This window comes from Streptosporangium nanhuense (genome assembly GCF_059358815.1).
Genome location: NZ_JCADBG010000016.1, coordinates 154,170 through 166,985, shown reverse-complemented (window position 1 = coordinate 166,985; position 12,816 = coordinate 154,170). Strand labels below are relative to the sequence as shown.

At 71.8% G+C, this 12,816-nt stretch carries 16 protein-coding genes; 8 read left to right on the top strand and 8 right to left on the bottom strand.

Features of this window, described 5'->3' with window-relative positions:
• The first annotated feature begins 41 nt into the window (after positions 1-41).
• Both AC5L38_RS28605 and AC5L38_RS28600 read left to right on the top strand, forming a co-directional pair.
• Positions 42-416 (top strand): ClpX C4-type zinc finger protein, encoded by a 375-nt coding sequence (locus AC5L38_RS28605; protein WP_495245924.1) that lies wholly within the window; start codon positions 42-44, stop codon positions 414-416.
• Between the two features lie 234 nt (positions 417-650).
• Positions 651-977 (top strand): hypothetical protein, encoded by a 327-nt coding sequence (locus AC5L38_RS28600; protein ID WP_495245923.1) that lies wholly within the window; start codon positions 651-653, stop codon positions 975-977.
• A gap of 61 nt (positions 978-1,038) precedes the next feature.
• Here the strand turns inward: AC5L38_RS28600 and AC5L38_RS28595 are convergent, their stop codons facing one another.
• Positions 1,039-1,689, bottom strand: coding sequence for a MarR family winged helix-turn-helix transcriptional regulator (locus AC5L38_RS28595; protein WP_495245922.1), 651 nt, complete (start codon positions 1,687-1,689; stop codon positions 1,039-1,041).
• A gap of 258 nt (positions 1,690-1,947) precedes the next feature.
• On the opposite strand from AC5L38_RS28595, the gene AC5L38_RS28590 reads away from it, so the two are divergent.
• Both AC5L38_RS28590 and AC5L38_RS28585 read left to right on the top strand, forming a co-directional pair.
• A complete protein-coding gene (locus tag AC5L38_RS28590) occupies positions 1,948-2,493 on the top strand; it encodes a carboxymuconolactone decarboxylase family protein (RefSeq protein ID WP_495245921.1) in 546 nt (181 codons plus the stop codon).
• A 110-nt stretch (positions 2,494-2,603) separates the two neighbouring features.
• The gene (locus tag AC5L38_RS28585; protein ID WP_495245920.1) at positions 2,604-3,308 is read left to right on the top strand and encodes a type 1 glutamine amidotransferase; all 705 of its coding nucleotides are present in this window, start codon (positions 2,604-2,606) and stop codon (positions 3,306-3,308) included.
• A 9-nt stretch (positions 3,309-3,317) separates the two neighbouring features.
• On the opposite strand, the gene AC5L38_RS28580 is transcribed toward AC5L38_RS28585, so the two are convergent.
• Positions 3,318-4,334, bottom strand: a complete 1,017-nt coding sequence (locus AC5L38_RS28580) for an alcohol dehydrogenase catalytic domain-containing protein (RefSeq protein WP_495245919.1) — start codon at positions 4,332-4,334, stop codon at positions 3,318-3,320.
• Between the two features lie 175 nt (positions 4,335-4,509).
• Between AC5L38_RS28580 and AC5L38_RS28575 the strand changes: the two genes are divergently transcribed.
• Both AC5L38_RS28575 and AC5L38_RS28570 read left to right on the top strand, forming a co-directional pair.
• The gene (locus tag AC5L38_RS28575) at positions 4,510-5,106 is read left to right on the top strand and encodes a TetR/AcrR family transcriptional regulator (protein ID WP_495245918.1); all 597 of its coding nucleotides are present in this window, start codon (positions 4,510-4,512) and stop codon (positions 5,104-5,106) included.
• A gap of 108 nt (positions 5,107-5,214) precedes the next feature.
• Positions 5,215-6,069, top strand: coding sequence for an NAD-dependent protein deacetylase (locus tag AC5L38_RS28570; RefSeq protein ID WP_495245917.1), 855 nt, complete (start codon positions 5,215-5,217; stop codon positions 6,067-6,069).
• A 173-nt stretch (positions 6,070-6,242) separates the two neighbouring features.
• Here AC5L38_RS28570 and AC5L38_RS28565 read toward each other — a convergent pair whose 3' ends face one another.
• Together AC5L38_RS28565 and AC5L38_RS28560 are read right to left on the bottom strand one after the other, a co-directional pair.
• Positions 6,243-7,094 (bottom strand): patatin-like phospholipase family protein, encoded by an 852-nt coding sequence (locus tag AC5L38_RS28565; RefSeq protein WP_495245916.1) that lies wholly within the window; start codon positions 7,092-7,094, stop codon positions 6,243-6,245.
• Positions 7,095-7,176: 82 nt separating this feature from the next.
• Positions 7,177-8,073 carry an alpha/beta fold hydrolase gene (locus AC5L38_RS28560; RefSeq protein WP_495245915.1) on the bottom strand — a complete coding sequence of 299 codons (897 nt, stop codon included), beginning with the start codon at positions 8,071-8,073 and terminating at the stop codon, positions 7,177-7,179.
• Positions 8,074-8,156: 83 nt separating this feature from the next.
• On the opposite strand from AC5L38_RS28560, the gene AC5L38_RS28555 reads away from it, so the two are divergent.
• Complete coding sequence (locus AC5L38_RS28555) at positions 8,157-8,750, top strand: TetR/AcrR family transcriptional regulator (RefSeq protein ID WP_495245914.1); 594 nt, start codon at positions 8,157-8,159, stop codon at positions 8,748-8,750.
• A 52-nt stretch (positions 8,751-8,802) separates the two neighbouring features.
• Here the strand turns inward: AC5L38_RS28555 and AC5L38_RS28550 are convergent, their stop codons facing one another.
• From AC5L38_RS28550 to AC5L38_RS28540, 3 genes are all read right to left on the bottom strand, one after another.
• Entirely contained in the window at positions 8,803-9,516 is a 714-nt protein-coding gene (locus AC5L38_RS28550) for an HAD family hydrolase (protein ID WP_495245913.1), read from the bottom strand.
• Positions 9,517-9,559: 43 nt separating this feature from the next.
• Positions 9,560-10,573, bottom strand: coding sequence for an endonuclease/exonuclease/phosphatase family protein (locus AC5L38_RS28545; RefSeq protein WP_495245912.1), 1,014 nt, complete (start codon positions 10,571-10,573; stop codon positions 9,560-9,562).
• 67 nt (positions 10,574-10,640) lie between these two features.
• Positions 10,641-11,288: a TetR/AcrR family transcriptional regulator gene (locus AC5L38_RS28540; protein WP_495245911.1), complete on the bottom strand. Its 648-nt coding sequence runs from the start codon at positions 11,286-11,288 to the stop codon at positions 10,641-10,643.
• 75 nt (positions 11,289-11,363) lie between these two features.
• Here AC5L38_RS28540 and AC5L38_RS28535 point away from each other — a divergent pair, with 75 nt between their 5' ends.
• Positions 11,364-12,209 (top strand): arylamine N-acetyltransferase family protein, encoded by an 846-nt coding sequence (locus AC5L38_RS28535; RefSeq protein ID WP_495245910.1) that lies wholly within the window; start codon positions 11,364-11,366, stop codon positions 12,207-12,209.
• Between the two features lie 66 nt (positions 12,210-12,275).
• Here the strand turns inward: AC5L38_RS28535 and AC5L38_RS28530 are convergent, their stop codons facing one another.
• On the bottom strand, positions 12,276-12,734 hold the full coding sequence (locus AC5L38_RS28530; protein WP_495245909.1) for a hypothetical protein: 459 nt from the start codon (positions 12,732-12,734) through the stop codon (positions 12,276-12,278).
• Positions 12,735-12,816 lie beyond the last annotated feature (82 nt).

The window sequence follows — 12,816 nt, the reverse complement described above, 5'->3', positions numbered from 1 at the left end:
CGTCAGGCGCGGCCTGACAACCATCGCTCCGGGAGGACCACATGCCGGCTCCGTCTCTCGCCGACCAGGCGATCCACTGCTCCTTCTGCGCCAAGGCGGAGACCGAGGTGGAGAAGGTCATCGCCGGTCCCGGCGTGTACATCTGCAACGAGTGCGTGGGGCTGTGCCAGGACATACTCCTCAGCGAGGCGTCGAAGCCCCCGGCGGCCGCCGAGATCCACGGGCCGGACAGCATGACCGACGAGCAGATTCTCGACCTCCTGCCCCGCGTCGCGCTGGTGAGCAGCCAGGTCGACGCCAACCTGCGGGTATGGGTCGACCGCCTGCGCGACCGCGGCGTCACGTGGTCCAGGATCGGCGCGGCCCTGGGAATGACACGGCAGTCGGCCTGGGAGAGGTTCTCCGGGGAGGAATGAGAACAGGTCCCCCGGAACCTCCGCACGCCCGGCCCGGCACCGGCGACCCGCACCCTTCTCGTACGCGCAGCCCTCGCCGGGCCGGCAAGAGCGGAGCGCCACCCGGGCCCGGGACGGCCCGGCGACCGGCGGCCCGCGGATCGCCGTGGCGGACCGTGCCCGCCGAGACTTCCCTGACATGCGAAACATGCGAATCCCGTCGCGAGGACCTCGCGGCGGAGGGCGGGAGCGACGATGAGCTCAAGTGGCGAGATCTGGCGACTGACGCGCCGGGACGACCTGGTCGGCGAAATCGAGGTCAAGGGTGCGGACGGGCTGTGGCTCCGCGGCCGGTTCGTCGCCGGGCCCGCGTTCCCTGACGTGGAACCGCTGTTCCAGCGAGAACTGGCGCTGCTCGACACCCTCGACGAGGACTACGAGCGGTGGGAGGCGATCCATGACGAGATCGCGGAAACCGTGCGCCTGACAGGGCCGCATCGTCCGGTGGCGGAGTTCCTGCTTCACATCCGGAACGGCGAGGCGTGGTTCCGCTGGAGCGACGAGCCGTTCGCCGAGGAGTAGCGTCCGGTCGGCCGTGACCGCCGCCGCCGGTCCCGGTGGGGCCGGGCGCGCGGAAGCCGGCCTAGGTCGTCCACGAGGAGGTGAAGCGCTGCCAGGCGAGCTGTTGCTGCTCGGGGGAGGCGTCGACCTGTTCGGCGCAGTCCAGGCGTAGGTGCCGATCTCCGAATGGTTCGTCCAGGTAGTCGCAGTGGTGGGGGTTCGCGGAGTCCGCGTGGACGTTCGGCCGGAAGAAGCGGCAGGTGACGCAGATGCGTTGCGGCGGGATGTCGCCGTTCTGCTGCAACGTACGGATCAGCTTGACCAGCGACCGCAGCATGGCGGTCTGCTCGCGGGAGTCGAGCGTCTCGACGGCGCCGCTCAGGAAGTCGGGCCATTCGCTCGCACGATCCGCCATCGTCTCGCCGGCCGTGGTGAGGCGCAGGGTCACGGACCGCCTGTTCGCGCCGGGCTCCTTCACCACGAGCCCTTTTTCCACCAGCGTGCCCACCGCGGTGCTCGCGGTCGCGGCCGAGACGCCCAGGCGGGCGGCGAGGCTGCCGAGACTCGTCGGCCGCCCGCGCAGCAGTTCCAGGGCCTGCGCCTGGGTCGGCGTCACGCCCGCGGACCCGGCCCCCTTCCACGCCCTGCTCCGGAGCACCGTACCGATCTTGGAGAGGCCGCTCGTTACACGCCTCGCGACGGGCTCGCTGATCGCGTCGAAGCCCTCGGTCATATTTCGTACTCCTAACTTTGGCTTGACGTGGCACCGATCAGCATTGATAGTACTACTAACGGTTGATCGAGCCAAGCGTTTACAGGCCCGCTACCTGCGCAAACTCTGTTCGACGTGCGCACGCAGCGGCAGCCCTGGCGATCGGCATCGATCACGACCGCGAGACCTCCGGTCTCGGCCGTCCGGACGTGCGCGTAGGCAGTGCGCGTTCACGGCACCTCACCCATCTTTCGATGATGATGACAGGAGCACCCTCCGATGTCCCGTGTCAAACTGATCGACGCTCAGAGCGCCACCGGTGAGTCCGAGCCCCTGCTGGACGACATCACCGCGGCGTTCGGCACGACGCCGGCCATGTTCAAGGCCGTCGCCAACTCGCCGGCCGCGCTGAAGATGATGTGGGCCGGCTTCGGAGCCCTCGGCGGCGGACGCCTGGGTGCCCAGCTCGGCGAGCAGGTCGCCGTGCTCGTCGCCGACCGGAACAGCTGCGAGTACTGCCTGGCCGCCCACACCGCCCTGGGCCGCAAGGCCGGTGTCCCGGCGGGGGACATGCGCCAGGCCCAGGCCGGCCACTCGCACGACCCGCGCGTCGACGCCGCGCTCGGGTTCGCGGCCAAGCTGGTGGAGAACCGCGCGCAGGTGACGGACTCCGACGTCGAAGCGCTGCGTACGGCCGGTTTCGACGACGAGGAGATCGTGGAGCTGGTGGCGCACGTCGCGCTCAACCTCTTCACCAACTACATCAACGTCGCGCTGGAGGTCCCCCTCGACTTCCCGAAGGTCGCCCTGCGCAAGGCCGACTGACCTGGCGGGGCGGGCGGCGGGCGACTCGCCCGCTCCCGTCCCTCCCGGTACGTATCGCTTTCCGCAGCCGGGACCGCGAAGAGAGCCGGCACGACGAAGAGGAGACCCGTGTGCGCGCAGTAGTCATCCAGCACGTCCCGTTCGAGGGCCCGGCCCTGATCGCGACGGCGCTGTCCTCGGCCGGCGCGGAGGTGCGGGTGGTGCGCGCCGACCGGCACGAACCCCTGCCGGAGGCGTCGCGGCTCGATGTGCTCGTGGTCCTCGGCGGGCCGATGGGCGCCCTCGACGACCACGACCACCGGCACCTGGCGGGCGAGCGGGAACTCATCGCGCGGTGCGTACGCCAGGGCAGGCCGGTGCTCGGCGTCTGCCTCGGCGCGCAACTGCTCGCCGCGTCGCTGGGAGCGGAGGTACGGCGCGGACCGGCGATCGAGGTCGGCACCGGGAGCGTCACGCTCACCCCTGACGGGCTGGCGGACCCGGTCTTCGGACCGTCCGGGCCGGAACTGCCGGTCGTGCACTGGCACCAGGACACCTTCGACCTGCCGGAGGACGGCGTGCTGCTGGCCGGCTCAGATCGGTACGCGCACCAGGCGTTCCGCGTCGGCGCGTCCTACGGCCTGCAGTTCCACGTCGAACTCGACGCCGACGCCCTCGCCCGCGTCACGCCGCACCTGCCCCCGGGGACCGTCGTGGCCCCCGGCACCGCTCACGCGGCGGCCGCCGAGGGGGAACGGATACTCGGCCGCTGGGCCGCGCACGCACTGGCCGTCGCGGGTGACCGGCGACGACCGCCGGACGGGCACCGGCCGTGACAGGTCGGCTCACGCGGCCATGTCGAGGACGACGCGGAACCGGGCCTCGCCGCCCAGCATCCGCTCGTACGCCTTCGGCGCCTCCGCCAGCGGCATGGTCTCGATCATCGGGCGGATGTCGTGCCGCCCGCTGAAGGCCAGGTTGTCCTCGTTCTCGATCGAGCTGCCGGTGAGACTCCCGCTGATCGTGCGGGTCCCGAAGATGAGGTCGGGGGTGTTGACGGAGATGGGGTCCATGGCGGCTCCGACGACCACCAGCTGACCGCGAGGCGCGAGCCCGGCGACCAGCGGCGTCATCGAGGCGCCGCTGGTCGCCGTCGCGATGATCGCGGCCGCGCCCCCGAGCTCCCGCAGGGCGGCCCCCGGGTCCTCGCTGGAACTGTCGATGTAGTGGTCCGCCCCCAGTCGCCTGGCCAGCGCCTCCTTGCCCGTTCCCCGGGCGATGGCGGCCACGCGGTAACCGAGCTTGGCGGCGTACTGCAGGCCCAGGTGACCGAGGCCCCCGATCCCCTGGACGGCCACCAGCGACCCCGGGAGGCCGCCCACCCGCTGCAGCGCCTTGAACGTCGTGAGACCGGCGCACAGCAGCGGCGCCGCCTCGACGGAGCTCATGCCCTCGGGAACGCGTACGAGCCCGCTGCCCCTGGCGAAGACGACCTCGGCGTAGCCGCCGTCCACGGTGGTTCCCACCTGGTCCTGGTTCGCGCAGTTGACGAAGTCGCCCCTCCGGCAGGGGTCGCACTCGCCGCACTGGCCGCCCAGGAATCCGACCCCCACCCGGTCCCCCACCTTCCAGCCGGTCACGCCGTCGCCCACCGCGTCGATGACGCCGACGATCTCGTGGCCGGGGACGAGGGGCCGCTCCGGATCGGCCCGGAGCCCCTCGGCGGCGAGGACGTCGGTGTGACAGACCCCGCAGCTCTCGACCCGGATCCTGACCTGGCCCACGGGGGGCCGCCGGAGCTCGCGGACCACGAGCTCGAACTTCCGCGATCCGGTGACTTCGAAGGCACGGTAGGTGGACATGGCTCTCCTCATGGGGTTCGCGTTCTCGTCGCGGCCGTGACGGCCCGCGAGACGGTCCCGGAGGTGCTCCGGGCTTTTTCAATATGACCGGTCGTCTTAAAGGTGTCAACCGAGCTCCATCGTGACTTGACGGCATGCAAGACGACCGGCCATATTGAAAGCCGAGGGGGCGACCATGGCCAGGAAGAGCATGCGCGCGGAGATCGTCGAGGCCGCGCTGGAGCAGTTTCACGTCCGGGGCTACAACGCGGCCGGCGTGAAGGACATCACCGACGCGGCCGGCACGCCGAAGGGGTCCTTCTACAACCACTTCGACAGCAAGGAGGCCCTGGCCGTCGTCGCCCTGGAACGCTACGGCGCGGGGCTCCGCATGGACGATCTCGCCGACAGTCAGGTCGAGCCCCTGACCCGCCTGCGCGGGCACTTCGAGTTCCTCCGCGACGAGACCGTGCGGCACGGATGCACCCGGGGATGCCTCATCGGCAACTTCGGTGCCGAGATCGCCGACCGCAGCGACCTCATCCGTACGGCCGTGCGGCAGAACTTCCAGCAGTGGGCCGCCCTGATCGCGGCGGCGCTCGCCGAGGCCCGGCAGGCCGGGTCGGTACGTCCCGACCTCGACCCCGAGGCGACGGCCCGCTTCCTTCTCGCCGCCTGGGAGGGCACCCTCCTCGCGGTCCGCGCCGACCGTTCGGTGAGCGCCTTCGACTCCTTCTTCACCGTCGCGTTCGGCACCCTGCTCGTACGGGACGCCGACCACCCCGGCGCATGACCTCCAGCGTGATCACAGGAGAGCGACCATGAGAGAGCGATCATGAGAGCCGGTCCTCCGGCGGGCCCCGGGGCCACCCGGCCCGGGCGGGTGGGGCAGCATGGAGAGGTGAGCGACGGTACGAGCACGCTGGCGGAACTACTGGCCGGGGGCGGCGTCCTGGTGCTGAGCGGCGCCGGGATATCGACGGAGTCGGGCATCCCCGACTATCGAGGGCCCGGCGGCACCCTGACCCGGCACACCCCCATGACCTACCAGACGTTCACCGGCGACCCGGCGGCCAGGCGACGCTACTGGGCCCGCAGCTACATCGGGTGGCGGACGATGAACCGGGCGACGCCGAACGACGGCCACCACGCCGTCGCGTCCCTCCAGCGGCGGGGCCTGGTGTCCGGCATCGTCACGCAGAACGTCGACGGCCTGCACCAGGCGGGCGGCGCCCGCTCCGTCATCGAGCTGCACGGCAACCTGCGGGACGTGGTCTGCCTGGGGTGCGGCCACTCCAGCCCCCGCGAGGAGCTCGACCGGCGCCTGACCCAGGCGAACCCGCGCTTCGGCGCCCTGCCCACCGCGATCAACCCGGACGGCGACGTCGAACTGCCGGAAGAGGAGATGGACGCGTTCCAGGTGGTCGAATGCCGGGCGTGCGACGGGGGGATGCTGAAGCCCGACGTCGTCTTCTTCGGGGAGACGGTCCCGGCGGAGCGGGTACGCGAGTGCTACGCGCTCGTGGAGGGGGCGCGCCTGCTCCTGGTCCTCGGGTCGTCGCTGACGGTGATGTCGGGCCGCCGGTTCGTGCTGCACGCCGCGAAGCTCGGCATCCCCGTGGCGATCGTCAACCAGGGCCCGACCCGAGGCGACGACTACGCGACCCTCACCGTCGACGCCCCCCTGGGCACGGTCCTTCCCGAGCTGGTCCGCCTCATCGACACCGGAGCGGTGCCCACCGGCTCGCCGTACTGATCCGCCGGTACGAGTGCGACCCGTACGACGGCACCAACCCGACGAGGTCCGGGGTCGCGTTCCGTCCGGCACGCCGGGCCCCCGCCCCGCTGAAAGCGGCTCCCGGTCTGGCCCCACAGGTGATCCTTGACATACCCGCGGGCCGGCGACGATCTCGCGGGGAGCCGTTGGGGTCAGGGGTTCCAGAGGCGGGCTATCCGGGGTGCCACCCGGGCGGCCTGGGCGCGGCCCACCCGGGCGGCGGGGGCGCGGCGGGCCGGGTCCAGCATGCCGCCGAGACCTCTGCCGACGGCCTTCTTCCACGCCTCCGGCTCGGGCTCGATCAGCGCCGCCTCGGCGTCCGGGCCCAGCTCGGCGATCTGCTCCGCCACCCCCTTCATGACGCCGCCGCCGCGTGTCACGGGCGCGAGCACGACGACGCGGTCGTAGCCGGCGGCCAGGTCGACGTTGCCCGGGGAGCACATGCCGCCGTCGATGTACCGCCGGCCGCCGACGGTGGCCGGCGGGCGGGTGCCCGGTCCCGCGGTGCTGGCAGCGACGCAGTCCACCAGGTCCGCCCCGCTTCCGGCCTCGAACGTGACCCGCTCGCCGGTCCCGGCGTCCACAGCGGTGATCATCAGCGGCCGATCCGGCCACTCACGTGTCCCGCCGAGCCACCGGGCGATCTCCGTCCGGCGTTCGGCCTCCGGCGCGGTCCTGGCGGCCAGGGCGATCCTGCCCATGCGGGTGCCGAACTCGGCCGCGGTCCTCGACCGGCTCAGCACCCAGACAAGGCGTACCAGGCCGAACGCCGAGGTCCTGGGAGCACGCTCGCCGTCCGGTGGCGCGAGCTGCCCGCCGTACAGGTGCTCGACACCGACGCCGGCGGCGAGCTGCGCGCCCACCACGGCCCCGGCGGACGTACCGATCACCAGATCGGCCTCGCCCAGGTCGACACCGTGCTCGGCCAGACCGGCCAGGACGCCGACCTCCCACGCGATGCCGACGATCCCGCCACTACCCAGCACCAGTGCTCTGCCCGCCATCGTCTCTCCTCCCCGTCCCCTGCTGGATCTGCTCGAACCTGCTCAGATCTACTCAGACCTGCTCGGACCTCATCAGAGCTGCTCAGACCTGGTCCGCCGTACGGCCGACGAAGCCGAGAACGCGGTCGGTGACCAGGTCGGGCGCCTCCAACGGGATCGCGTGGCCGATGCCGGGCACGATCTCCGAGTGGCGCAGCGGCAGGAGCCGCCGGGCACGGGCGAGTGCCTGGGCGGGCCGCATCAACGTGGTGCGGGCCGCGAGGATGAGCTGCGCGGGCACGGTCACGCGGCGGAGCTCGTCGTCGGTGAACCGCCGTGCGGGACTGCGGTGCGGGCGGAAGGCGTGGGCGCCGAGCAGGACGGGATCCATGATCTCGGAGCGCTCGACCAGGGCGTGCACGGCCAGAAGGCGGGCCAGCGGGGGCCGCCAGGACGCGGGCGCCCGCATCGCGAACACCGCCGCGAACAGGCTGAGAAGGAACCGTGCGGGCACCTTCTCCAGGCCGCCGGGGTCGAGCAGGGTGACGGAGGCGAGCCGCTCCGGCCGGTGGACGGCCTGGTTGAGCACGAGCCAGCCGCCGTAGGAGAGGCCGACCAGATGCGCGCGGGTCAGGTCGAGACCGGCGAGGACCTCCGACAGCCAGGCCGCGGCGTCGCCGGAGCCGGTCACGGGCCTGCGCTGCACGCTGCCGCCGGGGTCGTCGATCGTGTCGATCGCGTAGACCGGACGGTGCCGTCCGAGTTCGGCCACCTGGTGGTACCAGGTGGAGGCGTTGGCACCGTGCCCGTGAAGCAGCACGATCGGCTCCCCCGCCACCGGCCCGCAGCGATAGACCCGGGTGGTTCCGAACCCGGTCTCCACGTCGATCGTGTCGTGGGGCGGCCACAGTGTCATCGCGGTGTCGTAGGCGGTCCGGAACTCCCGTTCCGCCGCCTCGCTGGTGAAGTGCCCGACCTGAGCGCGGGTGCCGCCGTCCATGATCTGTCCCCCAATTAAATTGGTACAGACGTATAGGGTACGGTTGTACCAACTAATCGAGGCCCTGTCCATGGAGAGGTCGCATGAGCCGCGCCGACAACCGGGAGAGCCGACGCAACGACATCGCCGAGGCGCTCCTGCGGGTGATGGGCACGCGCGGGCTGCACGCCGTCACGATGCGCGCCGTCGCCGCAGAGGCGGGCGTCTCGCTCCACCTGGTGCAGCACTACTTCGAAACCAAGGAGCAGCTCACACTCTTCGCGCTGCGGCGGCTCGCGGAGCAGATGGCGGAGCGGCTGAAGGCGAAGCTGGCCGGGACGCGCCGGCCGCGCGAGGTGCTGGAGGCCATCCTCACCGAGGCGATCCCGGCTGACGAACGCAGCCGGATCTTCCACCTCGCCTACACGTCCTACGCGGTGCTGGCCGTCACCGACGAGGCGCTGGCCGCGCACCCCTTCCTGGCCGCACCGGACGCGATGGAGTCGTTCGTGGCCGGTCGGCTCGCCCAGGCACGGGACGACGGCGACATGGCGGCGGACCTCGACCCACGTACGGAGGCGATCGTGCTGCTGGCCACCGCCGCCGGACTGGGCATCGCCGTGCTGGCCGGGCAGCGCGACGCGGAGAGCGCCCTGGCGGTGCTGCGCGGTCGGCTCGCCCGGCTCATCCCCGCGTGACCCCGGCTCGCGTGATTCCGGCCCGCGTGACCCCGGCCCGCGTGATTCCGGCTCATTTCCGGTCCGGCACGCCCAGCACGGCCCGTACGACGGCGTCGGTCTCGGCGAGGTCCCCCAGCACCAGCTCGGGACCGGCCTCGCCCAGGACGCTCGCGTCGTTGAAGCCGGTGGCCACCGCGATCACCCTCGCCCCGCCCTCCCGGCCGGCCCGGACGTCGTTCGGCGTGTCACCGACCAGCACGGTGTTGCGCGCGGTGAAGGACTCCCCGTACTTGCCCTCGGCGCGCTCCTGCGCCAGGGCCACCAGTGCGGCGCGGTCCTCGTGGTCGGTGCCGTACGCGCCCACCTCGAAGTCCACGAAGCCCTCCAGCCCGAACACCGTGAGCTTGCCGATCGAGACCGGCTCGGTGTTGCCGGTGAGCACCGACTGCACCACGTCCCGGCGTCCCGCCAGCTCCGCGAGCACCTCGCGTGCCCCCGCCAGGGCCCGGCCGCGCTCCCGCATGACGGCCTCGCGCACGACGAACGCCTCGGCGAGGGCGACGTAGAAGGAGGCGAGGAGCCGGTCCGACACCTCGACGTCGTGCGTCCGGAGGATCTCGGAGACGATCGCCCGCTCGGTCCGCCCGGCCACCTTCACCGGGTGCTCCATCCGCCTGCCGGTGGTGGCGTGCAGCGCGTGGTCGTAGGTGTCGGCGGTGACACCGCCGGCGTCGATCAGCGTGTGGTCGATGTCCCACAGTACGAGCGTTCTCGGCAAGCTCACCGCCCGAGCATAACGAGCCCGGAAGGCACGGCCCCCGTGGGTGTCAGAGGTCGAGGCGCGCGACGAGCGGAAGGTGGTCGCTACCGGTGGCGGGCAGGGTCCAGGCGGCGACGGGGATCGCCGTACGAGTCATGACGTGGTCGATCCGGGCGAGCGGGAAGGCGGCGGGCCAGCTGAAACCGAACCTCTCCCGGGCCGAGGCCATCCGGGAGGTGAGCGGGGCCAGGCCACGGTCGTCGAGGGTGCCGTTGAGGTCGCCCAGCAGGACGACCCTGTCCAGTTTCTCCGAGGCGACGGCCGTCCCCAGCCTGGCGGCGCTCTCATCCCTGCGCCCGGACCCGAACCCGTCCGGCGGCCGGATGCGGATCGAGGGAAGGTGGGCGACGTACACGGCCACGTCCCCGTGCGGCGTCCGCGCGGTGACCCGCAGCCCGCGGTTCCAGTCGGGCCCGACGTCCGCCGGTCTGATGTCCACCGGCCGCGGGTCCGTCAGGGGATACCTGGACCAGAGGCCGACGGTGCCCGCGACCGCGCGGTGGGGATGGCCGGACGCGAGGACCCTCGCGTAGACGGGCAGGACGCCGGGCGTCAGCTCCTCCAGCGCGACGAGGTCGGCCCCGGCCCGCGCCACGGCCGCCGCGGTCCCCTCGTGGTCGGGGTTCTCCTCGCCGACGTTGTGCTGGAGCACGGTCAGGTCACCCGCCGCCACCCGGTCGGCGGGCAGCACCCGTCCACCGAAGACCGCGACCCAGATCGCCGCGGGCAGCACCAGGGACGCCACCGCGAGGGGCGAGCGGCGTAGCAGCGCCGGTCCCAGCAGTACGGGAACGGCCAGGCCTGCCCAGGGCAGGAAGGTCTCCAGCAGGCTGCCGAGATTGCCCACGGCGTTGGGCACGACGGAGGGGAACGCCAGCAGCACCGCCACCAGCACGGCGGCCGACGCGAGAACCCGTCCGCGCCTCCAGGGCGTCCTGAGAGTCCCGCCCGGCGCGCCCCGCCTCCACGGCGGGCGGACGCTCCTCCCTTCGCCACCGGCTTTTTGATCCTCGACGCTCATGCACCCGACCGTACGGCCATATTTGCCGGAACGGATGGATCAGGCCGGCCGTCGGGGAACGCGGCCGTCAACCACCGCCGATGTCGGCCAGGCCGATGTCACTGTCGGGCAGTCGCTGGATGTCCGGGTGGGCACGCAGGCCGTCGAGCATGAGCGTCAGGTAGCGGTCCACGCCGCGCTGGGTGAGTTCGGCGCGCAGGCCGGGCATCGGTCGCAGCAGCAGGGCCATCATCATCGTCAGGTCGCCGGCGTCCACGTCATGACGCAGGTCGCCGTCGGCCTGGGCACGGCGGACGAGCCGGTCGAGGATCTTCAGCAGGGTCTGGCGCAGCCGTTGTTCCTCGGGGTCGGAACGCAGTTGCTCCCAGGTGCTGGTGAACCAGATCGACAGCCAGGTGGCCAGCCGCAGTTCGGCGGCGGCCTGTCGGACGAAACGCGACAGCGCCCGCCAGGCGTCCGGTTCCTCGTCCTCGGCGTCGCGCGCGATGGCGACCACGCGATGGAAGCCGTCCAGCGCGACCCCGCGCACCAGTGCCTCGCGGTCGGGGAAGCGGCGATAGAGGGTGGCGGTCCCGACACTCGCGCGGCGAGCCACCTCCTCCATCGGCACCTCGGCGCCGCGTTCGGCGATGAGGGCGCGGGCGGCCTCGATGATCTGTTCGCGGTTGTGCCTGGCGTCGGCTCGGAGCTCGCGGCCGGACCTTTCGTTCTTCACTTCAACAGTATACGGATGGTCTTCTTTCACTTATCCTGACTAAACGGAGGATCTTCTTTCATTTAGGGGGTAGAGATGACCATCGACCCGATACTCCGCAGGATCGGGCATCAGGGGCCCGTGGCCGCCGACCTGGAGACGCTGTTCGCCCTGCACCGCGCCTGGCGGCGGGCCGTGCCGTACGAGAACCTCGACATCCAGCTCGGCAGGCCGATCGATCTCGAACCGGAGGCGGTGTTCGACAAACTCGTGCGGCGGGGGCGAGGCGGCTACTGCTATGAGCAGAACACCGGCCTGGCCATGCTGCTGCGCACGGTCGGCTTCCAGGTGACGATGGTGGAGGCCGGCGCCTTGCGCGCGGCCCGGGGCGAGGCGGCGTGGGGCAACCACAACGCGCTGCTGGTCGACCTCGACGGCCGCCGCTGGCTGGCCGACGCGGGCATCGGGGACGGGTTCGTCGAGCCGCTGCAGCTGCGCGAGGGACCGCACACCCAGGGGGACCTGACGTACCGGCTGGAGCGCCTCGATCCGGACACCTGGCGCTTCCATCATCACCCCGGCGGGACGATCGCCTCCTACGACCTCCGGCTGCGACCGCGCGAGATCGCCGACTTCGCCGCCCGCTCCCGGGAACTGTCCACCTCCCCCAGATCCGCGTATGTCACCACGCTCATGGCCGCCCGGCCGATCGACGGCCACACGCTGGTGCTGCTTTCACGCACGCTACGCAGGCTGGGCGCCGACGGCATGACGTCCCGGGTGATCGGCGACGTGGACGAGTTCGCCAGAACGCTCTCCACGGACTTCCTCGTCCCCCTCGACGACCTCGGCCAGGACGGCGTCGCCCGGCTCTGGCACAAGGCGGGCACCCAGGACGATCTGTGGCGCGCACGCGTCAGTGACATGCCCCGGATCCGATGAGGACGGCGGTGGCGGGGAGGCGCCATGGCAGGGGATGACGTCGTGGGTTCGCGCTTTGAAGGGCCGTCAGGCCGTCGTCAAACGGCCGGCGAGCCGGTCCAGGCCCTGCCTGATCATCTGCCCGTAGCCGTCGTCGCCGAGCGCGCCGACGGCGGCACGCCCGCGTTCGAGGTGGTCGCGCGCCCGGTCGAGGTCGCCGAGCCTGCGGTAGGCGTCGCCCAGGTTGAGGTGCAGCGAAGGGTAGAAACCGCTCACCGAACCGGCGACACCAGCCCGGTGGGCCCGCTCGTCGGTGACCAGGTCGGCCGCCTCCAGGGCGCGAAGGTCCCAGAGCAGCTCCTCCTCCACCTCGTCCTGGACGTCGGCCATCGAGTGAGCGAGAGCGCACCGGTGCAGGGGGTCGCCCGTCACCCCGATCTCCTCCCACACCTCGGAGAACAGCTTCCGAGCGGCCTCTCGCTCACCTCGCCTGCTCAGCTCGACACCTTGGCCGATCCTGACCATCGTCACGTCGGGCTCGGTCATGCGGTCTCCTCGGGAAAAGGTCAACGGTGTTCGGCGACTGTAACGACCACCACCGACACAACGGCGCCGCCCCGACCCCGAT